The sequence below is a fragment of the Huintestinicola sp. genome, assembly GCF_050874005.1.
GTDB lineage: Bacteria > Bacillota > Clostridia > Oscillospirales > Ruminococcaceae > Huintestinicola.
The window spans coordinates 1-24,428 of sequence record NZ_JBNMJV010000037.1; the positions used below are offsets into that span (position 1 = coordinate 1).

Below are 24,428 nucleotides of genomic sequence, written 5' to 3' on the forward strand. Positions count from 1 at the left end.
AGTTTCTCCAGCGGATCGCCTAATTCTGTTAATTTCTTGTATCGGTTCTCCTCATCAAAGAACCCTATCTGTCTTATTTTCATATCTCTATTTTACCACTTTTTTTCTTTTTTGTACAGGGGTTTTTAGATGTTACCTTAATGTATTATAGTAACATTATACCACACACATAAAAACATTTCAATATGTAAAGCTGTAAAATTTATTTTACGGTCTATGCAAAATTAGAAAAAAGTGGTATAATATATTTTATGATAGAAAAATATTTTGATATCAACTCTCTATGAAAGGAAGTATTTATGAAAAAGGTCGGAAAATATTCTCCCTACATAAAAAAATTATCGGCACAGCATTATTGCTCGGCGCAGTAATTTATACCGGATACAGCTGCAGTATACAGTCTAAAATTGAAAAACAGGCTGAAAACCTTCCTCAGATAACAAATCGTGAGGAAATGGCAGCTGCTCTGAGCGGTCCGAAAACGCTGTATGCTGTACTTGACGCTCCTGTTTGCGGCAGTCCCGTTGATGATGTCTTTGATATACTTGCAGATGAATACTTTTATATTCAGTATACCGGGGAAGTCATTAAGGCATCGGTATACTATCCCGAAGATATGGGACCTCAGACCAGCTATATATGGGAACAGAGCGGCGATATCCGTGAGTCAATGTCCGCAGAAACATATATTTACGATGATATCCCAATAGATCTGACAGGCTGCTTTGTCACAAATCCCGATTCGCTGTCATCGTCGGACCAGGTAAAGCTTTCGGAAAATACAAAGGCGTTTGTAAGTCCGGAAACAGCTTATTATTATCCTGACGGTATCGGAGAACATCCCAACGATATGGAAGAAAACTGCGGACTGACACGTTATAAGGTCTACTTTATGAAATCGGGCACCTCATTGTCTTTTCTGGCGTGGATAGGTGATAATGAAATTTCTTTTAATGATGATAACAATGCCTTTACTAATATTGTGCAGCACGGTGACATTACCGACCTTACATATATGATGGAGTCAGGCGAAGTAGGCTCTGTTATTTTATTATGGTTATTTGTGATTCTGATAATTTTTGTGCTTATTTATACCTCTGCATATAAAGATGAAGAAGAAACGCCGCCGTCAAAGAAGAAAGATAAAACAAAAAATAATAAGAAAAAGAAAAAGCACAGATAAGCTTAAAGATATTATCATAATGGAGGACTTTTGGAAATGACACGTATTCTTTTTGTCTGCCACGGAAATATATGCCGCAGCACTATGGCTCAGAGCGTGCTTCAATATATGGTTAACAATGCCGGACTTTCCCACCGCTTTGAGATCAATTCTGCGGCAACCAGTACCGAAGAAATAGGAAATCCGCCACATTACGGTACTGTGGAAGAACTGCGAAAGCACAATATCCCCGTTATCCCCCATCGTGCAAGACAGCTGACGAAAGACGATGCATTACACTATGACTATCTTATCGGAATGGATTCCGCCAATATCCGTAATATGCAGAGGATCGTGGGAAACAGCGAGAAAATCTGCAAGCTTATGTCTTTTGCGGATCTGGATAAAGACGTTGCCGATCCGTGGTACACCGGTAATTTTGCCCGGACATATGCCGATGTTAAGCTTGGCTGCGAAAAGCTGCTTGAAAAGCTTAACGGTAAATGAGTTATGGATATGAAGCTTGTCCATATCGTTAAATTGGGTCAGTCTTATAATTTAACCCCTGATTTTATAAACTAAATCAGGGGTTATTCTGCATACAGCATCAGCTGCAGCAGACATTTATAAATGATTTTATATTGGTCTGACAAAGCATATCAAACCTTGATTATGAAAGACCTCAGATCACTTTGTTTATAAGTTCAAGCAGCCTCTGCTTCGGGGCAGCGCCGATATTACGTGCAGCCTCAGTTCCATTTTTTATGACAACAAAAGTAGGGATACTTGAAACGCCGAACTTGTCGGCAGCTTCGGGAACATTGTCCACATTTACCTTGTAAACCGAAAATCCTTTTGCTTCACGTGAAAGCTCCTCAACAAGAGGCGCCATCATTTTGCAGGGACCGCACCACTCAGCGTAAAAATCCACTAAAACGGGGATATCCGAATTAAGGACTTTTTCGTTAAATTCGGCAATATTTTGAATATCCATTTAAATCATTCCTTTCTGTGATCAGACTGTTTGCTTTGCAGGATTATTATTCTCTGCAGAAACGGGAGTATTCGGGAGACAGACAGTTATTCTTGTGCCGATGTCCTTGTAGGAAATGGCCTCAAAATGTCCACCGTGACGGTCCACTATCCATTTGGCAATGGATAGTCCAAGACCTGTTCCTCCCGTTTCCCTTGTTCTTGCAGGGTCGGAGCGGAAAAATCGGTCAAAAATAAGAGGAATATCCTTTTCGTCAATGCCTATTCCCGTATCCTGGACTTCAAAGCATTTTTCTCCGTTTTCGCCGTTCATTACTCTGAGAGTAATGGTATTTCCCGCAGGCGTATATTTTTTTGCATTGTCGCAGAGAATACGTGCGGTCTGCTTCATCATTGAAATATCGGCAAAAACGCTTATCTCGTCCTTGATGTCAAGATTATAGGTATGATCTGGGTCTATCATTTCCGCCTCGGTATGAACTTCACGTATCATATCCGAAAGGGAAAATTCCGACATATTAACAGGCTGTCTGCCGTTATCTCCCCTGGCAAGGAACAAGAGCTGCTCCACAAGCTTGTTCATATTCTCGGACTCGTTTTTTATGGCTGTGATACCCTCGTCAAGTATCTTTTCGTCCGACTTGCCCCATCTGTCAAGCATATCGGCATAGCCCTTGATAACGGCAATTGGCGTTCGGAGCTCGTGAGAAGCGTCGGAAACAAAACGTGACTGGCTTTTGTAAGCTTCCCTCATTCTGTCAAGAAGGTCGTTTATCGCCTTCTCGATACGCTTGAGATCACGGTTTCCTGTGGAAATGTGAATATCAGAATCCATAGGGTCAATGCTTCCGATAGCCGATTCGATATCATCAAAATTGTACTGACTGTTATGCGCTGCAGCAGTAAGCTCTGTAGCGGTCACAGCGATCTTATTCAGCGGACTGAGCATTTTTTTGGCTCTGAAATACTCGGGCAGGAAGGTTACAAGCCACACCACTACCTGTATCAGTCCCAGAATACTCACAGCGCAGATAAGCACCTGTGCAAAGGCGCCGCACTTTACAGAATATTCACCGAAGCTGTAAACTCCTGTTTCCAATGCTTTCCAGAAATTGTCCGCAGTTGCATTGGCAGTAAAAATGTCAAAATCAAAGTTGATACTTCTTTCCAGATCTATATCAAAAAAGTTAACGTAATTTGCTTCGGCTGCTATGCACCAGCTTACTGACGAAAATAAAAATATCAGCAGATCGTACAGCAGGTAATGTCCCAGCCGTTCAAGCTGCCTGCTGGCTGCGATCTGCCCTGCAATAGAGCTGCTGTCGGTTTTATTATTTGCCACATAGCCGCCTCCTTTTTTAGAGATCAAGCTCTTTTAATCCCTTTATAATATCAACATAAAACTCGGTTATATCCGAGATATCGTCTGTTTCTTTTGCAGAAAGCCTGCTTCTTCGCATATCCACCTCGTCGCAGTGAGAAATGCCACGTCCGCTGCTGCCGTAAAAAACGCCCTTGAAATTTGTCCATTTCACCGCTCTCGGAGCAAGCAGACCATCATTTTCACCCTCAAAGTGATTTACCACCGCCCAGGGTACAGACATAAATATATCGGAGGTCATTTTTTTCATAGCAAATGCGTAGCTTTGGTAATAAACACCCTCTGCATCGGGATTTTCGCTGTTGAATTTTTCTGCATCAGCGGTGCGGAAGCTTTTGACCGCCTCGTATGTATGCGGAGACTTGTCTCCAAGGAGCCTGAACCAAAGATCAACAGCTCCGCAGCCCAGCTTTACGGCTCCCTGCGGAAATTTCATAAGCTTATCAACAGTCACAGAACCGTTATGTGGAGTAGAAACTGTGGTAAGAGAAGCTACCTTATCCCCATATCCCATTGTTGAGATAAGATATCTCGCCTCAAGTCCGCCCTTTGAATGAGCGATAATATTCACCTTTTCCGCACCCGATACCGCAAGAGCGTTCTCCAGAGAGGTCCTCAGCTGCATTGCGTTGCTTTCAATGCTGCCGTTGCTGTCCTGTCTGCCGTAAAATACTCTTGCGCCGTTTTCCTCAAGAGCCTTTGGGATACGTCCCCAGTAATTCACAAGCTTGTAATCTCTGAATCCCATTCCGTGAACCAGCAGCACAGGATATCTGAGCTTGTCATTTGATGACATAGCCTACTCCCCTGACAGTCTGGATATATTTAGTATCGGAAACCTCCTCAAGCTTGCTTCTGAGGTATCTTATGTAAACGTCGACCACATTTGTCTCACCAAAATAATCATATCCCCATACACGCTCAAGAAGCTGTTCACGGGTAAGTACAATGGAAACATTCTCAAGCAGCGCCTGCAAAAGTCCGAATTCCTTAACAGTCAGCTCTAAAGGCTTTCCGGCGCAGGTAACGGTGTGGCGGGCTGTATCCATCGACAGTTCCTTGAAGGAAATGATCTCCTCCTTGCCCTTTTCCTCCTCAGAAGGACGGTGCTGACGAAGGGTAACACGTATCCTTGCAAGAAGTTCCTCAATGGCAAAAGGCTTGGTGATATAATCGTCAGCACCCATATCAAGTCCCGATACCTTATCCATAACGGAATCTCTCGCAGTAAGCATTATGACAGGCACATTATTTTCTGCCTTTCTGAGACGTCTCAGCACCTCAAGACCGTTAAGCCCGGGAAGCATAATATCAAGAAGCACAAGGTCAAAATCTCCGCTCTCGGCAAGGGTAAGTCCCTCTCTGCCGTCTCCTGCCACAGCCGTTTCATAGTCCTCGTGCTCAAGCTCGAGCTGAATAAATCTGGCAAGCTGATGTTCGTCCTCGACAATTAAAATTTTCGGCATAATAAAATTCCCCTATATATTTTTTCTGATAGAATAGCTGCAGCCGTTAAACAGCGTGATAATGACCACAAGGAAGCAAAGTCCCACCGTGCAGCAGAGCAGGATTATGGCAAGCAGCAGAGGAAAAACAAGTATCTCCTCACCGTTTTTGGATATGACCACCTGATATTTTAAAATATCTCTGAATATCTCGCAAAGCTTTTGCCAGGCAAGGCTGAAAAATTCCTTGATATTTTCAGCGTCGGCAGCCGTTTTTTCGCTGTACACATAGTAATCGGGCTGCATATTCGTCGAATACTTATTGTTTTTTGCTCCGCCGAGTTTGCCACGGCGTTCAAGGATAATCATTGCCTCGAGCAGATCGAAGTCGGCTTCTTTAAGCACTTCTCCGGCTTCTTCATAGGATATTCCGCATTTTTCCACAAGCTTTTCAGCCATTTCGTGATGTTCCACCGGAAGACTCCTTTCATTTTTTTTCAAACTCAGCATAAGCATTGCCTTTCTTTACATATTTTAACACAAAAAAGAAACGATTACAACAGGATAATATGAATAATAATGCCGCATTTTCTTATTTCTTTCTATTGAGAAAATACGGCAGTCAAAAATATCACTTGTTAAAAAATCCGTTGTCGCAGGGTTCGTCGGGCTGACTGTAGGTGTAAGTTGGAGCAGACTGCGCCGCACTTGCAGGCTTTGAAAAGCCGAAAACAAATTCCTTTGAGAAATCGGGGCCGAAGAAGGTGTAGGTAATTCCGAAAAGAATTGAGATTAGCACTACAGGAACAATTATTTCCCATAAAAACAGCGCACATATAACTGCTGCTATCACAGGAACGCAGAAATATTCCCTGCTGCCTGCGATCCTTACATTGTTTCTGCAAAGCTTACGGAAAAGACTGCCTGCACAGCCTGCTGCCCTGCGGCTGTTTCTTTTAAAGCTCTCTTTTGCTCTGTTCACGCTGTCGTTGAAGCGGGCGTTTTCGCCGCTTTTATTGTGAGCCTTTTCAAGCATTATTGCAGCCTCAACCATATCCTTGCCGCACGCCTCGTATGCGTATCTTGCTTCTTCAAAGCTTGCTCCGGTCTTATTAACAAGCTCGCTTACATTTTCAAAATCATTCATAGCTATCTGCCTCTCTTTTTCATTATAAATATTATATCCCGTAAGGATTAAACCCGTTTGTGATTAAGATTAAAATATGATTAGAAAATCAGTTTCTTGGTCTGAAGGTAATCTTCTTTGCTTCGGGGAAATCCTCACCGCCGATGGTATACTCAACTCCGCAGAACAGGGAGATAAGTATGACGGGAATTGAGATTTTAAAGGTGAGGAGCGCAATAATAAGGAACGCCAGTATGGGCATATGGAAAAATTCATTTGTCCGTGAAACTGTAATGTTGTTTCTGCATATCACCGAAAAGAACTTCTTTATCTTGCTGCCGATACTCGAACCGTTTGAAACTACCTCAGGAAGATTTTTACTCATATTAAATTACCATCCTTTCAAATGTTTTGGAATGTCTATATAATACACCATATAAATTAAACCGTATTTTAAGATCGGTTAAAAACAGATTAGAGAATAATTTATTTTTTCTCATATAAAAGCAAAGCTAAGTAAACAATAATACTATTTATTTACATTTTATTTACATAATCATCCCATAAATAAGCTTGACCTTAACCGTATAATAAATATAGATCAGTAAATTTCAGCAATATCATAAAGGAGGAAATACATATGAAAAGAAAGATAATTCTGCCCGTTCTGCTTTGCTCGTTGCTGCTTACAGCCTGCGGAAGCAGCGATTCCTATGACGGAATGAACGTGGCAAGCAAGAGTTCTGCTTACAGCAGCGAAGCAAGCTATGACAGCTATTCGGAAGATAAAGCTTATTCGTCGGAGGAATATGAATACGCCGACGCTGACAGCTCCGACGCCTCATCAAACAGCAGCGGAGATGAAAACGGACTTTCATCGGAAAAGATAAAAAAGGAAATGCTTGTCTACACCTGCAATATGACGGTAGACGTGCTGAATTTTGACGAAGCTATCGGCAAATTCAAGGAGAGCCTTGACAGCTACGGCGGATTTGTGGAGAATGAAAGCTACAGCGACGGCGGCTCAGACAGCAGATGGTACAGCGAAGATCAGGAAAAGTGGCAGTCCTATTCGGCTACAGTACGTGTTCCCAGCGCCGATTACGACAGCTTCTGCGCTGCGGCGGCGGAACTTGGAGACCTTAGGAGCAAGAACGCCTCCGTCCAGAATGTAAGCAGCGAATACTATGACCTTTCCACCACGCTCGAGATATATGAGGCAAAAGAGGAAAGATACATCGCTCTCCTTGCGGATATCACCGACGAGGAATACGCCGTTACAATTGAAAGAGAGCTTACCGACCTCCAGATAGAGATCGCCAAGATAAAGACACGTATGAACGAGATACGCACCGATGTTGCTTATTCGTTCGTAAACATTTCCATAAACGAGGTCAAGGAATATACACCGGAGCCTGTTAAAAAGGACACATTCGGTCAGCGGCTCCTGAACACCGTTTCCGACACCGCATCAAATTTTCTTATTTTTCTCGAGGGACTTCTTTTCCTTATCATTTCCCTGTTCCCCTACCTTGTTCTTATCGGAATAGTTGTGATCATCGTGATCGCCATCAGGAAAAAGATCAAGAACGGCAAAGCTGCAAAAGCTGAAAAAAACGCCGAAAGCAGACCCAATGACGAAAATGCAAGTAACAATCCTCAGAACAAATAACACGTCTCTGTAAAAAAGAGCTTCAATGCCCCCAAGACGCACAAATGCGGTCATATTTGCCGCAGAAATGTCCGTCTTAGGGGCATTAATTTTTTATCGGTCAAAAATACAATATTTCGTGATTGACACAGCACAGTAAAATATAGTATAATTTATCGTGGTAAAATATAACAAAATAAATCTTGACCGGCAAGGATCTGATATGATTTGAAAAAAGATAAACGAAAATTAAGCGGAAGCTATCGTTCTTCGCTTATAATACTTATATGTATTCTTGTGATAATAACTGTTCTGAACGCCGTTCTGATAAAGAGCACAGAGTCACAGCGTATCGAAGCCGAGGGTCAGATGAGGCTCAGCAGCATTGCGGGAAGCGTTGACAACAGTCTTTACCGCTCCGAATGTCTGCTTGACAGCGTTGCTATGCAGATAGAGCAGATAATCTCTATGGACGGCGACACATCAAAACTGCTTGACGAATATTTTTGTGCCGAGACCATTTCGGATATAAGCGGCAGATCGGACGGCAGCTGTTTCAGCGCATATGCCGCTTATAACGGACAGCTTTATATCAACGATTTCGTTCCCGATGATGATTTCGTCCTTGACGAGCGTACCTGGTATGTAGGAGCGAAGAAGCGTATGGGATCCATCAATGTTACAGACCCTTACATTGACGCAAGCACAGGCGAAATGTGCTACAGTATCTCAAAGCTCCTCTCGGACGGTTCAACGGTGGTGGGACTTGATTTCAATTTAAGCGGCATACAGCATTACATTGAGGAGATGAATTCCGGCAGCTCCGGAACCAGCCTTATCGTAAACGGCGACGGAATGATCGTCGGACACTCCGATCCCGAATATGTGGGAAAAGATCACCGTGAGCTGGCTTTTTATAATGAGCTTGTAAACAAGGTATTTATGCTTTACGGCGATACCTTTGAATACACCTCAGACGGGGTAAAATACAACATTTTTTCCGATAAGACCAATTATGACTGGTATCTTATAGTATGCGTAAGGCGTGACGCAGAAAATTTCGGCATAAGCGGAATGTCAATATACATAATCGTATTTATGCTGATCTTTGCTGCAGCGATCATTATTTTTTTTATACGCACCTGTCAGAGCAAAGCGGCGGCAGAAAATGCTCTGTCCGTAAAAGACGAGTTCTTAAAAAATATGAGCTATGAGCTTAAACGGCCTCTTTCAAAGATAATAAGCCGTGCGGATATCCTCAGCAGCTCGGGTGAAGCGGACAGCAGCACAGGAGCTGAGATCGGCGACTCGGCAAAAGAGCTTAGTCAGATGCTCGACAACCTTATCTCGATGTCCGCCATAAATAATTTCAGCCAGACCCGTAATGATGAGAAAAGCGGAAAAAAATCTGTCGATCACAGACAGCAGACAGCCCTTATAACCATTGTCCTAACTGTAACAAGCGTATTTGCGCTGATACTTAACACCAACACACAGGTAAGCTGGGGCAATACCAAAATGCAGAAGGAAACAGAGTATTACCTTTATCAGGTGCAGGAATGGGTCTCGGGCAACAGAGCCGTTCTTGACGTTATTTCCGACAGCATTGCCGCACAGCCGGATTTCACCGACGACTATGATACCGCTATTGCCTATCTTGACGATGTGGTATCAAAGTATGACGATATTTCCGTCGCCTACCTCTGCAATCCCGAATGGGAGCATACCGTTCTGATGAATAACGGCTGGGAACCTGACATCAGCTGGCACGTTGAGGAGCGTCAATGGTATATAGACACCCTTGTCTCCGAAAACAATTTCAATATTTCAGCGCCCTATCTTGACGAGCAGACGGGACTTTACTGCACTACCCTCAGCAAGATAGTCTATGACTCGGGGGGCAATTTTATCGGTGTACTGGGAATTGACTATTATCTTGACAAGCTGATAGGTATTCTTGGAGAAAGCTATACCGATACGGGCTATGCATTTCTTACCGATATTGACGGAAATATCCTTAACCACCCGTATAACGAATATCAGATGCAGCCGGGATTTTCAAAAAATGCCGCAGAGCTTTGCTACAGAACTGCACTTACCCAAAATAAGCCTGTTACCATAAAGGATTACGACGGAAACAGAAGGGTCTGCCTCGCAATGGAGGAACCTGTTTCAGGATTTAAGGTCATAGTAATGCGGAATGTGGGCGAGATATACGGCAGCGGAATTTTCTCGGATATTCTGTATATTATTGTTTTTGCGCTTTGTATAATCATCGTAAATGTTATTATGAAACGTCTCGCTCTCTGGCAGACAAAGGTAAACAGAGAGCTTAAAGAAGCTGCTGACAATGCCATAAGCGCAGGCAAGGCTAAAAATAATTTTCTTGCCAATATGAGTCACGAGATAAGAACGCCTATCAATGCCGTTCTCGGAATGAATGAGATGATAATGCGTGAATCCACCGAAAAGAACATTGTTGAATATGCCGCAAATATTCAGAGTGCGGGAAGAACGCTGCTGTCTGTCATAAACGATATCCTGGATTTCTCAAAGATAGAGTCGGGAAAGATGGAGATAGTTCCTGTGGAATACGATGTAAGCTCGCTTATAAATGATATCGTAAATATGATAAAAGCACGTGCGGATAAGAAAAATCTTAAATTCATCACCGAGATAGACGAAAACATTCCTGCAATACTTTACGGTGATGATGTGAGACTCAGGCAGATCATAACAAATATTCTTACAAATGCCGTTAAATATACCCCCGAGGGCAGCGTTCGTCTCAGAATGAAAGCCCTGCAGAGACAAAACGGCATTGTAAAGCTCGAGGTCAGCGTTACCGATACGGGAATAGGCATAAAAGAAGAAGATCTCGACAAGCTTTTCACGTCCTTCCAGCGTCTTGACCAGGAAAAGAACCGAAATATCGAAGGCACAGGACTTGGTATCACCATAGTCCAGAGACTGCTTAATATGATGGACAGCGAGCTGAATGTATCCAGCGTTTACGGTGCAGGCTCCACATTCTCATTTGTAGTTTCGCAGAAGATCGTCAGCGATGAACCTATGGGTGATTTTGAACAGCGTTTCAAAGCCTCGGCTGAACAGACTTCCGACAAAGCGGAAAAAACTGCCCCCAATGCCAGAGTTCTTGTTGTGGACGATAACGAGACCAATCTGCTTGTTGCAAAGAATTTGCTAAAACGCACCCTTGTTAAGCTGGAAACCGCTTCAAGCGGCAGGGAGTGTATTGAACTGCTGAGAAATAATATTTACGACATTGTTTTTCTTGACCATATGATGCCCGAGATGGACGGTATAGAGACCCTTCATAAGATCAAGGAAGAAAACCTTGCTTCGGGAACACATTTTATTGCCCTTACCGCCAATGCTATCCACGGAGCAAAGCAGACTTACCTTGACGCCGGCTTTGACGATTATCTTTCAAAGCCCTTTACCGGCAGCGATATCGAGAAATGCCTGTTCAGGCATATAAGCAGGGATATGATAAAAAGCGCTGAAGCGTCTGCCTCGGTGAAAGAGCAGAACAAAACCTCAAAGATAGGCTCTGCACTTGATATTGCAAAGGGTCTGGCAGAATGTGAGAATGATAAGGACATATATCTTGACGCTGTTTACGATTTCTGTACCAATAACCGCTGCAACGATCTTGAGCTTGATTTTTCAGTCAAGGATAACAGAAGCTATCAGGCAGATCTGAAAACGGCTATATCCTCCGCTGAAAAAGTTGGTCTTACAGAGCTTGCAAATAAGGGTCAGAAGATTTTCGACTCGCTTTTAACCGGTGATACCGATTATGCCGCAGCCCATCATAAGGTGTTTATAAAAAAATACCGTGCTGCTGCAGATAATCTTGAAGAAACTGTTTCCGAATATTTTTCCGACAAAAAGTAATAAACTCTGAACCTTTCCTTGGTTAATGCAGGGAAAGGTTCTTTTTTATCAAAAATCGGTAACATCATATCTCTCCGATTGTTTTATGTCCGGATATAAATATGACAATTTGGTAACATTCGCTATTGTTATTGACAGACAATGCAAAATAATGTAAAATTATAATATATCGTTAAAAACAGAAAGAAAGGAACAGCTACAATGAAAGGATATTGCAGAAAAATCGTCTCTGTTTGCATTGCCGCCGCAATGTGCCTGCAGGGAGGCATTTCGTTTTTTGCGTTTACCGACCCGGCAGATGCATATGCGCAGTATGCACAGAACGAATCATTCTCCGTTTCCGAAACCGCACTTGACGAAACGGAAATCACCGATAACACCGATAACGGTGAGATACAGGAGGATGTCGTAGAAGATGACCTGCCGGAGGAGACTCCCGAGCTGACAGAGCCGGCTCCTGCAGAGGAAGAAAAGCCTGTCGAAAATACAGATAACAAAAAGGTCACAAAGCCTGCAACAGAAATTACGATATACAGCTATCAGACCTCTGTTACCGTGGGCGATACATTTAAGATAGGATATCGTCTCAAGCCTTCAAAATCGGACGATAAGGTCACTTTTTCCACATCAAGCAAAAAGATAGCCACCGTTGATGCTGAAGGAAATGTTACCGCTGTCGGAAAAGGCAGCGCTATTATCACAGCAAAGACCACCTCAGGCGTAAAGGACAGATTTTACATAACCGTCAAGGAAAAGGAATCCGAAGATGTTCCTGAAGATGAAACAACCGAGGAAACATCCGAAGATGAAGCGACTCCCAAGGACGGAAATGTCAAATCAACAAAAATCTCTCTGAAGCATAATTCCGTCACCATTTTTGAGGGAGAACAGTATGCTATTCTTTACGAGCTTACTCCTTCAAACAGCACCGACAGCGTTTCATTCCGCTCTCTGAACAAGGCGGTGGCTTCTGTTGACAAAAACGGCGTAATTACTGCAAGAGGAGCAGGTAATACACGTATCGTATGTACCACAAGCAGCGGCAAAAAGGTCAAACTCAATGTTACAGTTGTTCCCGTACTCACCGATGAGGAAAAGGACGAAACATACGAGGAAGAAATCGAAAAGGAATATAACGAAAACGGCGAACTTGTTCCCACAATGGTACGTTTCGGTGAGGAATCGGTTTCCGTTCAGGTGGGCAGCACAATATCTCTTGACGCAAGAGTATACCCTGCCGGGGCAAAATACAAATATACTATCCAGTCCGATCATCCTTCCATTGCAAAGGTCAATGCAAAGGGAGAGGTAACGGGTATAAAAGAAGGAAATGCCGTTATTACCCTTACAACGGACAACGGCAAGAGCGATACTGTTTATGTTACCGTGTACGGCGATGTTATTCCCGGCATTGACGTTTCCAAGTGGAACGGAGATATCGACTGGGCAACAGTAAAATCCACGGGTATGGCAGGTTTTGCAATGATAAGATCCTCCTATGGCTATGAGGACACCGACCCGAAGCTTGCAGATAATGTCAGGGGCTGTGAAGAAAACGGTATCCCCTACGGTTTTTATCACTATATGTATGCGAGAAATACAGCAGAAGCCCATAAAGAAGCGGCATATTTTCTCAATGTAATAAGCGGTTATTCACCCGAATATCCTGTGGTGCTTGATATTGAGGAGTCGTTTTATGACGGAATGTCCAAGGAAGAGGTCACCGATATCGTTGTTGCATTTATGGAAGACCTGGAAAATGCAGGCTACTATGCAATGATATACAGCTATGCTAAATTCTTTGACGATAACCTTATTTATGACAGGATAGCCGATTATGACATCTGGGTCGCTTGCTGGGGCGATGAAGAAAAGCTTTTTGAGAATTACAGCTACCATTACGGAATGTGGCAGTACAGCGAAACAGGAAGGCTGGACGGCATTGAGGAATATGTTGACCTCAACTACTGCTACAAGGATTACAAGGGTACCATAAAAAAATACGGTCTGAACAGACCTATGGTTTGGTAAAATCAAGCGGCGGAAAGCAATTTGCTCCCGCCGCATTTTGTTTATATATCAGTAAAGGTCGATACCATTAGCAAGGAAAGCCGCACGTCTGTCACGACAGGTGCCGCATACTCTGCAAGGCTCATCGCCGCCCTCATAGCAGCTCCAGGTAAGCTCATATGGCACGCCGAGACGTTTACCCTCGGCAACCACCGCCGCCTTGTTCATTCCCGCAAAGGGAGCGGATATCCTGAGTTGTCCCCCGCTGCCCTCGCTGACTGCATTGTTCATAGCGTTCACAAAGGCTTCGGAGCAGTCGGGATATGCATTTCCCGCAGCGTCATCGGCGTGGGCGCCGTACATAAGCACCGAGCAGCCCTTTGAAAGAGCCACACTTGCCGCCGCCGAGAGAAACAGTCCGTTTCTGAAAGGCACATAGGTGGAAACAGGCGCACCGTCTGTCTTTTCAAGCTGCTCTGCATAGCTTTCGTGAGGAATTTCCGCAGAAGAACCTGCAAGAAGTGAGCAGTCGGAATACCTGAAAATAGTTGACAGATCAAGAGTAATGTGTTCAACATTGTAATACTTTGCAGTCTTATCCGCTGCCTCAAGCTCCTTTTTATGCTTCTGTCCGTAATATATGGACAATGCAACAACATTTTCCCGTCCGTATTTTTCGCAGGCAAGGGCAAGCAGAGTGGTGCTGTCCACTCCGCCGCTTGACAAAACAAGTGCTTTTTCCTGTGGCATTTTTTATCAGTTCCTTTCACTTTGGAGTTTGCTTTCTATGTATATTATAATGCTTTGAAGATGTATAGTCAAGATTATTTTTATTAACACAAACAGCTCCCACGAAAATATGGAGAGCTGTTGATTCATTAGTTCACTTCAATAAAATCCATAGCCGCATAGCCTGTGATACCGTTGTATTTCACTACATACCAGTTATCCGTCTCGCCGTAGATATTCACCTGACCGCCGTTGGGTATCTTGCCAACTATGTAGGAATCTGTTGAGGGATAGCTTCTTATGTTAAGATTTGAGCCGTCCGTCCGAACAGTTCCCGTCCGAACGGGAGACGGCTCCACAAAGGGTATGCCGAAATAATCGCAGAGCGACTGAACCATAGTCCTTGCGATAAGCTCAAGGTTATCTTTAAGCCAAGCCTCGTCCTCGTAATTATCGTGATAACCAAGCTCCGCAAGCACAGCCACCGCTTTCGTCCTTGTGACCTCCGCAAGTGATGTGGTGGGAATTGTGCTTACCTTTGAGGGTATGGGATAAATGACCTCCATATTGTTTGCGATAATAGTTGCAAGGCGGCGGCTGTAATCGGAATAGGGAGAGTAATATATCTCGATACCCCGTGAAACTCCCGCATACTGCCCTCCCCCTGCATTGGTATGTAGAGCAAGATGAACATCATACCAGCCGCTGTTTGAGTCCTCGATAGCACCGTTAACGTTCCTTGCGGGGTCGTTTCGGGTGAATGTGATTCCCGAAGCAAGCATATACGGCTCCATAAGGTCCGCAAGCATATTCATATACTGCTCCTCATTGCCGCTGGTGGCATATTTATTCCACTCCTGTGTGGACGGGCTTAAAAAAACACTGGGCATTCATATCCGACCTTTCTGTAAATAAACATATAGTCAAATATATGAATGCCCTTGTAAAATTATTCGTCCGCAGGCAAATCAAAGAATGATGATTCGAAAGACTCGAAATTCAGCTCGGACATATCTATATCATACTCAACCGTTACATATTCTTCATCTTCAAAATATCCGCAAAGCATTTTATTCTTTTCGGGAAGATATTCCGAGGATATTGCATTTGCCATAGTCTGTTTTTCAATTATTTCGCTGTCAATAAAGTCGTGACCGCTTGCCCTCATAATTCCCTCGTCTGTCATTTTGTAAATTAAACATTCCTGTGCGCTGTCAGCCCCGTAAACGCAGTTGCAGATAAGCTCGTTTATGCCGTCTCCGTCAATATCGGCAATGCTGTCACTTTCTCCGCTTTCACTGCCAAAGCTTTCCGCAATGCATACGGGCTTTCCGTCAATGACCGAAAGATAGTAGTTCTGCGACCAATACCTTGTTGCCGCCGTTTCGGTATATATCACACCGTCGTATCCCATTACGTCATTAAAATCCTTGACGGTACACTTGCTCAGGTTCCACATTTCGGTATTATCATAAGATATAAGCGTTTCGGACTTGCCAAGATATGTGTAGCTAAGCTCGGTGACACCATCTTTATCCTCAAGCGTAAATTTACCACGAGGCATAGGCAAGGTGTATATAATGCCGTTTATATTATCATATAAGCAAATATAATTATCGAAAAAAAACGGCGGATAGTAATTCGGAATATCGGCAAGCGTGTATTCGGTCATAATTTCTCCCGTATCGGGACTGAGAAAAGCAAGCTTTGCATCTTCCCCACGTTCATACCAAGGTTCATATACTGCCAAAATAAACTCTCCGCTCGAGGGCATTTCATAATAAAGCATATCGTTCATCTGAAGCTCATAGGGAGAACCGCAGAAATTCTTTCTTTCAAAATTTTCCGGATCATAGATGTAAATATTCTCCCCCACTCCGTCAAAGCTGTCAACAGTATAGATCATTCCATTATGCACACCTAAAGGAGCGGTATTCATACTGTCGGGAAAATTTACCGAGGTATTTGTTCCGAGATCGTAAATACCTGCTCCCTCAGACCATTCATAGCCGCCTATCTGATAAATAAAGCGGTCATTGTCCAAAGGCATAGAAAATCGATATACAAAACTTTTTACAAAATAAGGGTCGTTTTCCTCGTCATACCGCTGACAGAGAACGCTTCCGTCAAGAGCGTTTACAATGCTGCCGTTAACAGCTTTAACTGCTTTGTCTCCCCAGGAATAAACAATATCGTCCGAGCCTGCTCCCTCGGTTATCCTGTAATTTCCGTCCTTGTCAACCTCTATGAGCGAAACCTTTTCGCCGCCTGTTTTATAGACCGCAGCGCAAGCAGATATTTTTCCGTCCGATAAGCCTTGTATAAGCTCTATGCTGCAATCGGCTGACGGTGCGTCTATCCTGAACAGCTGCTTCTTTTCCTTTATGGATATTCCCAAAAGATAGTCAGGTTTTCTATCTTCCGGCGCATTATAGATATTGGTATAATCCACAAGAAGGACATCGCCGCCCGAAACGGCAAATCCACCCGATAAATATCCCTCGTCCGCAAAATCATTCAGGTCAAGTGCAGCTGTAAAGCCCTCGGGGACAGCTTCTCTCTCGTCAACAATAACGGGCTTTGACGGTTCTGTCTCTGTTTCGGAAGATGTTTCATATGCCGTTTTGGAAACAGCATATGTAGTTTCAATTGCTGCCGCCGTTGTCTCGAGTAAATCAGTCTCCTCGGGTTCTCTTGTCTCGTTTCTGCAGGCTGAAAGAAGAAGTGTGAGACAGATAAGCGCAGGCGTTAGTTTTTTCATTTTAAGTCCCCCTGTGATGTACTTTATTATCAGTATATCACCCCAAAAATAGGCTGTCAATCGCTGTACCGTTTTGTGGCAGTTCTGTAATCATATTGTTATATTTTTTATCTCTTCTCTTGTTGACAAAAGAGGAATAAAATGATAAAATATAGCTTGTGAGTGTTTTCACCATAAAATCAATCATATCATAAAATAAACCATAAAAATATATCTGAACGGAGAATGACAATGCCTAAATATTTCGGAACAGACGGCTTCAGAGGAGAAGCCAACAAGACCCTTACCGTAGAACACGCCTTTAAAATAGGGCGTTTTCTCGGATATTATTACGGCAAAGATCACCGCTGCTCGGTGGTCATCGGCAAGGACACACGAAGAAGCTCCTATATGTTTGAGTATGCCCTTGTAGCAGGTCTTACCGCCTCGGGAGCGGACGTGAGCCTTATGCACGTAACCACTACCCCCTGCGTTTCTTATGTTGTCCGCACCGATGATTTTGACTGCGGCATAATGATATCCGCAAGCCACAATCCATATTATGACAATGGAATAAAGCTTTTCAACAACAAGGGCGAAAAGCTTGAGGAAAGCGTTATCCTCGAAATTGAGAAATACATAGACGGCGAATATCCCGAGATACCTCTTGCCGAAAGAGATAAGATAGGCTGCGCCAGCGACTATTCCGCAGGCAGGAACCGCTATATCGGATTTCTTATTTCTCTCGCCGTATATTCACTCAAGGGCAAGCGTATCGGTCTTGACTGTGCAAACGGCTCCGCATTCACCATTGCAAAGAGCGTTTTTGACGCACTTGGTGCAAAGACCTATGTTATCAACAATGACCCCGACGGTCTGAACATCAATACAAACTGCGGCTCTACCCACATTGAAGGACTTCAGAAGCTTGTTAAAGAGCAGCATCTTGACGCAGGCTTTGCCTTTGACGGAGACGCCGATCGCTGCCTTGCGGTGGACGAAAACGGCGATGTAGTTGACGGAGACAAAATTCTCTACATCTATGGCAGCTATATGAAGGAGAAAGGCACCCTTGAGCATAACACCGTCGTAACCACCGTAATGTCCAATATCGGACTTTACAAGGCGTTTGACGAGCTTGGCATAAACTACGAAAAGACCGCCGTTGGAGATAAATATGTCTACGAATGTATGAACGAAAAGGGCTACAAGTTGGGCGGTGAAAACTCGGGACATATCATTTTCAGCAAGTACGCAAATACGGGAGACGGTATCATCACCGCAATCAAGCTTATGCAGGTAATGTGCAGCAAGAAAACCACTCTTGCAAAGCTCTGCGCTCCCCTTACCATTTATCCCCAGCTGCTTAAAAATGTGCGTGTCACCGACAAAAACGCCGTTTTAAGCGACCCTGATGTGCTTGCCGCTGTAAAGCAAGCGGAAACCGAGCTTGGAAGCAACGGCAGAATGCTTGTCCGTCCCAGCGGCACGGAACCTCTCCTCCGCATTATGGCAGAGGCTCAGACCAAGGAGCTTTGTGAAAAATATGTCGCAATGGTGGAAAATGTCGTCAGAGAAAAAGGTTTTATTATCGAATAAATGAAACCTCTGAATATAAAAACACGTCAGCCGACCTCATAAAGAAGTCGGCTGACGTTATTATTTATGTAAAGTCTGCAATATTACAAGCTGAGATAAGCCAGCAGGAACACCGCAGGCGAATTCCAGTAAATTGCTATTTCGTTCAGCGAATAACAGCCCACATTATCCGCAAAACATTTCATAGGCGGAGTGCCGGGCTTTATAATTTTTTTTGCCTCTTGATCGTCAAGATTTCTGTTGGGCCCTCCGCATACCATTCCCGGAATACATTCCTCCACCCCGTCGGCATAGGCAGGTCTCAGATGGGGATACCTGCAGCAATGTCCGCCTATTCCCGTTACATAGCTTATACCGAGTGCATTCACTCCGAAAAGAACGTCTGCCTGCGCCTGAGCGTACTTTCTGAATTCTCTTTTTCCAAAGCACCTGTCTGCGATTGCAAATATCATTCCGTGCTTTAAGAGATTCATATTGCTTCCCCAGCCGTAGTCATTCTCGCTCATAGCTGCACCATAGCCGCAATTGTCCGAAAGCTCTTTGAGTCTGTACGCCTCGCTTATAAATCCGTCCTCAAAACGCTTTATAAGGTCGCTGTCGCCTCCTGCGCTTAAAACGTAAGAAAGCGCTCCCAGACCGCCAACGGAATAACAGCCAAAATCAGTAAGCGAAAAATCCTTTTCAGCCGCCGCTCTTACTGCATTTCGGTATCTATCGTCGCCCGAAGCTGCAAAAAGCTCTGCGGCAGCCCAGAAGCGATTGTCATCATCGCTGCTTTCGCCGTAAACGCCCGTAGCACAGCCGGGAGGATTATTAAATCCGATAAATCCGGGATTTTTCTCAAGCCACCCGAAGGATCTCTGAGCCGCTTCATAAAGCCTTGCTGAATAATCGCCGTCAAACTGTCTGTAGACCCTGCTTGCCAGAGCGCATACGGCTGCGAGATCGGCAGCAGCAGAGGTAGATACGGGAAATACAAACATCTGCGCCCTGTCATCCTCGGGCATTATAAACGGAGCGTGATGAGCCGTAGTAGCTTTGTGATATACCGCACCGTCCTCTCTCTGCATTTTTAACAGCCAGTCAAGCTCATAGCGGCATTCCGCAAGAATATCGGGAAGAACGCCGCCGCTTTCGGGAATGTTCAGCTTCTGTCTGCCGAATGCGGTGGGGAAAAGTATATATCCGTAAAGCAGATGAGCCAGAGCACAAACGCCTGCGGTAACATAACGTCCGTAATCTCCTGCGTCGTGCCAGCCGCCGCTTATCTCCGAGGAAACATCTCTGTTTTCCCACAGAAGTCCACGTGATTTATGGCATACGCCGTGCCTGAAACTGCCTGCATATTTTTCAAGAAGTCCGCAGCCGCAGCGCAGGTAATAAAAAGCCTTTGAAGTGCAGTCAAGAGCCTTTTCGTAAACGCCCTCCCCTATTTCAAAAAGCTCGGAGGTCTTATTACCTGCACGAATGCGGAAAGAGCCCCTTTCCGAAAAATCGGAAAAATCTGCGGTATATAAAACGTCTCCCGAATTTTTGTCGGTGCCTGCATAAACTGTGCTGCCTGCAGCGCAAACACTTCCGTCTGTGCCGACTATCTCAAATGTCTCTGCGGGAAACGGCATTAAAGCCTTTTTTATGCTGTCGGGTCTGTACCCTGCCTGATTTATAAAGATATCGCTCATAATATATTCCTCGATTTTAGTAATAATCCAATATAAAATAACATTTAAAATCTAAAAAAAGTATAGCATATCGGAATTTTTTATGATATAATATAATAGCACAAAAATTGTAAAAATCTATCATAAAAAAGGACAGATATAAAAATGAGATATCTTTTTGAAGAAAATGATATGCTGAATAATCCTGTTGAATGTTTCACATTCTACTCGGATTATCCTGTTCGTCCCCATTGGCATTACTATATGGAGATAATCTATACCGTTGAGGGCAATGCCGAAATGCACAACGGTAACAATATATATAAGGCCGCTCAAGGAGATATGGTCATATTTCATCCCAAATCTGTGCACTCCATATACAGCGCCGACGGAAAGCCCTTAAAGCTTAATGTTCTAAAGCTGGATATCAACCGAATGAATATGTCCTCCGCCTATAGTCCAAAGCTTAGAAGTATTTTCAGATGCGCCGAAAAAAATGGTATGACTGTATTTTTCTCCTCCGAAGAAACTGCTGCAATGAACGCCGCTGAAAGCTTTGAGCGGTGTATCGGTGAAATGAACAGAGGAAGATACGGCTATGATATTATGATACGCTCGGAAATATGCAGACTTTTGATAAATGTCCTCCGCTGCTGGCAGGACAAGGGCTTTCGTGTTGACAGCGAGGCATTTGCCGAGGACAGCCGCTATGATATTTACAACATTACCGAATATATCGACAGCAGTATGGCGCTGAATCCAAAGGTCTCGGAAATAGCTGAGAAATGCGGAATGAGCTACTCGTATTTTGCAAAAAAATTCCTTGCAGTCTATGGAAAGACCTGCAAGGAATATATCGAAGATATGCGAATTTATAAAGCCGAGGAATTTCTTATCTTCACCGACTTTGACCTCACTTATATCAGTCAGGAAACAGGATTTTCCGACTGCAGCCATATGATTAAAAGCTTTAAAAAGCGCCACGGTATGACCCCTAAGCATTTTCGTGATATAAAGCAGAAAAATCTTACCGTGTGAGCATATACATAAGCGCATTTACCACAGCCGCCGCCGCATTGCTGCCGCCTTTTCGTCCTCGGGCGGCAATATATTCAGCCCCCGAAGACATAATAAGCTCCTTTGACTGCACCACGTTAACAAAACCCACAGGCATAGCGATAACAAGAGCGGGAGCAAGCCCTCCGCTGTCCATAAGTTCTCTTGCCCTTATAAGAAATGTGGGCGCATTTCCAGAAACGAGAATAAGCGGCTTTCCGCCGAGCCTTGAAGCCTTTTCTACCGAAGCGCAGGCTCTTGTAACGCCCTTATCCTTTGCCGCCTGAGCCACATCGCTATCTGCCATAAAGCAGTATGCCTCGCAGCCAAGCTTTCCCAGCGCAGCCTTATTTATGCCGGAAAGAGCCATATTTGTGTCGGTAATGATATACGCACCCTCTCTGAGCGCATTCAGAGCTGTATCCACAGCATTTTCAGAAAATTTCAGATTATCAAGATAATCAAAATCAGCCGTTGTATGGATAACTCTCATTATTATGGGAGCCTGCTTAGGTTCAAGAGTAACGCCCCTCTCGGATATTTCCCCGGAAATTATCTCAAAGCTTCTCTTTTCGATATCCTCGGGGCGTACATATTCAAGCTTCAATATTCTATCCCCTTTCTTGCAGAGATTCCCTTTTCATAGGGGTGCTTTATGCATTTAATTTCGCTGACATAATCGGCAGCGCTGATGAAATTTTTATCGGGGTCTCTCCCTGTCAGAACAAGCTCGCAGACAAATGCCTTTTCAAAAACTATCCTTTCTGCTATCTCCTTGTCAAGGAGATTTTTATTATATGCTGCAAAAAACTCGTCAATGATAAGCATATCCGTATTGCCGCAATTCATTTTATCAAAAGCGTCGGACAGCAGCCTGTTGTGGATACACGTAAGTTCCGACTTCTGCTCATCGGTCATATTAAAAGTAAATCCGAAACCTTTTTCGGGACGGGCAACGGTTATATTTGGAATAAGTGCCAGACTGTTGAGCTCCGAAGTGGGATTTCCCTTTAATAGCTGGACCAGATATACTCTTTTGCCTGCTCCTGCCGCCCTGAGAGCAAGCCCCATCGCAGCTGTGGTTTTTCCCTTGCCGTCTCCGCAGTAAATATGGATAAGACCTTTTTCGGTATTCATTTATCTTGATAACTTTCCTTTCCTGAACGTTATATTTATTAAAAAAAGACGTCACGGCATATATCTTCTTTCGGAATATTCGTGAGGCTCATATGTGAGATATCTTTTTCTGTCATCATAATAAAAGGCTGTCGCCTTGAAGTGATTTATTCTTTTATTATACAATCATTTCGGCAATAAGTCAATATTTTGATAAGTATTATTATATGCCTTACAGGCATTTCACGAATATGATTTTACCCCGTATTTGCCTGCAAATACGGGGTATTTTAGCAGACTGAGCCAACGGGAGTCTGCCTCATTATTATTTCATCAGCCGAGAACTCTGCCTATCTCTCCTGTAATTCCTGAAACTTTTTCCATCAGAGAGTTTATTTCATTTCCGGTCTGTCCTGTGGTTTTAACAGAGGTTTTAAGCTCCGTGAGAATATCCGAAAGCTTTTTTATCTCGTTTATTATATTGGTAATGCTGTTGTTTACACATTCGGTTTCCTTTGATACATTGCTGTGGCTTGAAATGAAGCCCTGTGTAGCACTCTGGGTCTTGAGTGCCCACTTCTCCTGCAACTACCGCAAAACCCTTTCCTGCTTCGCCTACGTGAGCGGCTTCAATAGAAGCGTTTACGGCAAGTATCTTTATCTGCATTGCAATATCTTCGATAATATCGGAATTGTGGCTGTATTCTTCGTTTATCGAATTTATCTGGTCTATGTTTTCAGCCATTGCACAGCTCAGCGACTGCAGATCAACGGCGATCTTGTCAACAACATCAATAAGCGAAATGTTTTCGTTGGAATTTCCCACTATCTTTTCTGTGTTTTCTGCGGCTATGCGTATTTCATCATTGAGGACGGAAGTGAGACGGTGAAGTTCGCTGTTTGCCTGTATGATCTTCTCGTTCTGCTGCCTAATATTGTCGCTTTCCTCGATATTTTTCTTGACAATATACTGGTGACAATTTTTGGGAGTATTAAGTCCTTTGGCAATAGATACAGCCATTTCACGGCAGGAAGCGTATCCGCACGCCTGACAATCGAAATTTTTCTCGCTTTTGGTGATCTTGCCAAGCTCCGAAAATGCTCTTTCGATATCTGTCTGAGAAATTGGTGCAGAATCAATGGCTTTCGGAGAATATTCCCGCAGAAAATCATCAAGCTTTAAAGTGGAATTAAAGCTGCTGTACTGCTTGCTTTTGCGTGAATGGGTCATTTGCTTTGACTGTCTGGAAAAAGCGTCCTGCTTTACATTTTCCATAATCCCCATTATTTCAAGCATATTTCGTTCTCCGGGAACACCCGGTCCGGCTGTGCAGCCGAGATCGCAGGAAAGAACATCAAAAACATCGGGGCTCGCATTTTCGGGAGTTTCAAGATACTTATCAAGATTATGATATACCTCGGGAACACCTTCCGAATTAACGACTTTCAAATTCGGATCCATTGCTTTAAGACATTCTTTCAGTCCGCCCGGCATTGGATATATTGCTCCGCTGTACGCAGGCAGACCGTCAAATTCAAAGCTGTCATCGTCAAGAGGAATATTGTTTTCCGAGATATATTTTTTAAGCTCGGAAAAGGTCACATTGTATTCGACTTCGCCCGTATCCTCAAACTCTGTTTTCTTGGCGATACAGGGTGAAAGAACAGCGATCGGATTTTTGTCTCCTGCGTATTTTTTTATGGTAACATCTAAAAACCCCTGTACAAAAAAGAAAAAAAGTGGTAAAATAGAGATATGAAAATAAGACAGATAGGGTTCTTTGATGAGGAGAACCGATACAAGAAATTAACAGAATTAGGCGATCCGCTGGAGAAAC

The 24,428-nt window shown here is 43.7% G+C and carries 21 protein-coding genes; 7 read left to right on the forward strand and 14 right to left on the reverse strand.

Annotation, left to right across the window (positions count from 1 at the left end; all coding sequences use genetic code 11):
- Positions 1 to 454 precede the first annotated feature (454 nt).
- Together ACR0QN_RS11180 and ACR0QN_RS11185 are read left to right on the forward strand one after the other, a co-directional pair.
- A complete protein-coding gene (locus ACR0QN_RS11180) occupies positions 455 to 1,183 on the forward strand; it encodes an AC76 family protein (protein WP_432651301.1) in 729 nt (242 codons plus the stop codon).
- Between the two features lie 36 nt (positions 1,184 to 1,219).
- Positions 1,220 to 1,669, forward strand: coding sequence for a low molecular weight protein-tyrosine-phosphatase (locus ACR0QN_RS11185; protein ID WP_432651302.1), 450 nt, complete (start codon positions 1,220 to 1,222; stop codon positions 1,667 to 1,669).
- A gap of 175 nt (positions 1,670 to 1,844) precedes the next feature.
- On the opposite strand, the gene trxA is transcribed toward ACR0QN_RS11185, so the two are convergent.
- The 7 genes from trxA to ACR0QN_RS11220 all read right to left on the reverse strand — a co-directional run bounded on the left by trxA (position 1,845) and on the right by ACR0QN_RS11220 (position 6,492).
- Positions 1,845 to 2,156 carry a thioredoxin gene (gene trxA / locus ACR0QN_RS11190; protein WP_432651303.1) on the reverse strand — a complete coding sequence of 104 codons (312 nt, stop codon included), beginning with the start codon at positions 2,154 to 2,156 and terminating at the stop codon, positions 1,845 to 1,847.
- Between the two features lie 21 nt (positions 2,157 to 2,177).
- The gene (locus ACR0QN_RS11195) at positions 2,178 to 3,497 is read right to left on the reverse strand and encodes a sensor histidine kinase (protein WP_432651304.1); all 1,320 of its coding nucleotides are present in this window, start codon (positions 3,495 to 3,497) and stop codon (positions 2,178 to 2,180) included.
- 16 nt (positions 3,498 to 3,513) lie between these two features.
- The gene (locus ACR0QN_RS11200) at positions 3,514 to 4,332 is read right to left on the reverse strand and encodes an esterase/lipase family protein (RefSeq protein WP_432651305.1); all 819 of its coding nucleotides are present in this window, start codon (positions 4,330 to 4,332) and stop codon (positions 3,514 to 3,516) included.
- Entirely contained in the window at positions 4,319 to 5,005 is a 687-nt protein-coding gene (locus tag ACR0QN_RS11205; protein ID WP_432651320.1) for a response regulator transcription factor, read from the reverse strand. The genes ACR0QN_RS11200 and ACR0QN_RS11205 overlap by 14 nt, the downstream gene beginning before the upstream one ends.
- A 9-nt stretch (positions 5,006 to 5,014) precedes the next feature.
- Positions 5,015 to 5,455 (reverse strand): hypothetical protein, encoded by a 441-nt coding sequence (locus ACR0QN_RS11210; protein WP_432651306.1) that lies wholly within the window; start codon positions 5,453 to 5,455, stop codon positions 5,015 to 5,017.
- A gap of 157 nt (positions 5,456 to 5,612) precedes the next feature.
- A complete protein-coding gene (locus ACR0QN_RS11215) occupies positions 5,613 to 6,128 on the reverse strand; it encodes a hypothetical protein (protein WP_432651307.1) in 516 nt (171 codons plus the stop codon).
- An 88-nt stretch (positions 6,129 to 6,216) separates the two neighbouring features.
- The gene (locus ACR0QN_RS11220; RefSeq protein ID WP_432651308.1) at positions 6,217 to 6,492 is read right to left on the reverse strand and encodes a hypothetical protein; all 276 of its coding nucleotides are present in this window, start codon (positions 6,490 to 6,492) and stop codon (positions 6,217 to 6,219) included.
- 255 nt (positions 6,493 to 6,747) lie between these two features.
- On the opposite strand from ACR0QN_RS11220, the gene ACR0QN_RS11225 reads away from it, so the two are divergent.
- From ACR0QN_RS11225 to ACR0QN_RS11235, 3 genes are all read left to right on the forward strand, one after another.
- Positions 6,748 to 7,779, forward strand: a complete 1,032-nt coding sequence (locus ACR0QN_RS11225; protein ID WP_432651309.1) for a DUF4349 domain-containing protein — start codon at positions 6,748 to 6,750, stop codon at positions 7,777 to 7,779.
- Between the two features lie 207 nt (positions 7,780 to 7,986).
- Entirely contained in the window at positions 7,987 to 11,679 is a 3,693-nt protein-coding gene (locus tag ACR0QN_RS11230) for a cache domain-containing protein (RefSeq protein ID WP_432651310.1), read from the forward strand.
- Between the two features lie 201 nt (positions 11,680 to 11,880).
- Positions 11,881 to 13,710: a GH25 family lysozyme gene (locus tag ACR0QN_RS11235; RefSeq protein ID WP_432651311.1), complete on the forward strand. Its 1,830-nt coding sequence runs from the start codon at positions 11,881 to 11,883 to the stop codon at positions 13,708 to 13,710.
- A 48-nt stretch (positions 13,711 to 13,758) separates the two neighbouring features.
- On the opposite strand, the gene queC is transcribed toward ACR0QN_RS11235, so the two are convergent.
- From queC to ACR0QN_RS11250, 3 genes are all read right to left on the reverse strand, one after another.
- Positions 13,759 to 14,439, reverse strand: a complete 681-nt coding sequence (gene queC / locus ACR0QN_RS11240; RefSeq protein ID WP_432651312.1) for a 7-cyano-7-deazaguanine synthase QueC — start codon at positions 14,437 to 14,439, stop codon at positions 13,759 to 13,761.
- A 128-nt stretch (positions 14,440 to 14,567) separates the two neighbouring features.
- Entirely contained in the window at positions 14,568 to 15,308 is a 741-nt protein-coding gene (locus tag ACR0QN_RS11245; protein ID WP_432651313.1) for an SH3 domain-containing protein, read from the reverse strand.
- A 59-nt stretch (positions 15,309 to 15,367) separates the two neighbouring features.
- A complete protein-coding gene (locus ACR0QN_RS11250; protein WP_432651314.1) occupies positions 15,368 to 17,239 on the reverse strand; it encodes a hypothetical protein in 1,872 nt (623 codons plus the stop codon).
- A 171-nt stretch (positions 17,240 to 17,410) separates the two neighbouring features.
- On the opposite strand from ACR0QN_RS11250, the gene glmM reads away from it, so the two are divergent.
- The gene (gene glmM / locus ACR0QN_RS11255; RefSeq protein WP_432651315.1) at positions 17,411 to 18,757 is read left to right on the forward strand and encodes a phosphoglucosamine mutase; all 1,347 of its coding nucleotides are present in this window, start codon (positions 17,411 to 17,413) and stop codon (positions 18,755 to 18,757) included.
- An 83-nt stretch (positions 18,758 to 18,840) separates the two neighbouring features.
- On the opposite strand, the gene ACR0QN_RS11260 is transcribed toward glmM, so the two are convergent.
- On the reverse strand, positions 18,841 to 20,439 hold the full coding sequence (locus tag ACR0QN_RS11260; RefSeq protein WP_432651316.1) for a glycoside hydrolase family 9 protein: 1,599 nt from the start codon (positions 20,437 to 20,439) through the stop codon (positions 18,841 to 18,843).
- 144 nt (positions 20,440 to 20,583) lie between these two features.
- Here ACR0QN_RS11260 and ACR0QN_RS11265 point away from each other — a divergent pair, with 144 nt between their 5' ends.
- Positions 20,584 to 21,456 (forward strand): AraC family transcriptional regulator, encoded by an 873-nt coding sequence (locus tag ACR0QN_RS11265; protein ID WP_432651317.1) that lies wholly within the window; start codon positions 20,584 to 20,586, stop codon positions 21,454 to 21,456.
- Here ACR0QN_RS11265 and ACR0QN_RS11270 read toward each other — a convergent pair.
- From ACR0QN_RS11270 to ACR0QN_RS11280, 3 genes are all read right to left on the reverse strand, one after another.
- Positions 21,446 to 22,081, reverse strand: a complete 636-nt coding sequence (locus tag ACR0QN_RS11270) for a precorrin-8X methylmutase (RefSeq protein ID WP_432651318.1) — start codon at positions 22,079 to 22,081, stop codon at positions 21,446 to 21,448. The two genes, ACR0QN_RS11265 and ACR0QN_RS11270, sit on opposite strands and share 11 nt — an antisense overlap.
- The gene (locus tag ACR0QN_RS11275) at positions 22,078 to 22,611 is read right to left on the reverse strand and encodes a cob(I)yrinic acid a,c-diamide adenosyltransferase (protein WP_432651319.1); all 534 of its coding nucleotides are present in this window, start codon (positions 22,609 to 22,611) and stop codon (positions 22,078 to 22,080) included. Before ACR0QN_RS11275 ends, ACR0QN_RS11270 begins: the two co-directional genes overlap by 4 nt.
- A 412-nt stretch (positions 22,612 to 23,023) precedes the next feature.
- Entirely contained in the window at positions 23,024 to 24,376 is a 1,353-nt protein-coding gene (locus ACR0QN_RS11280) for a methyl-accepting chemotaxis protein (protein WP_432651321.1), read from the reverse strand.
- Positions 24,377 to 24,428 lie beyond the last annotated feature (52 nt).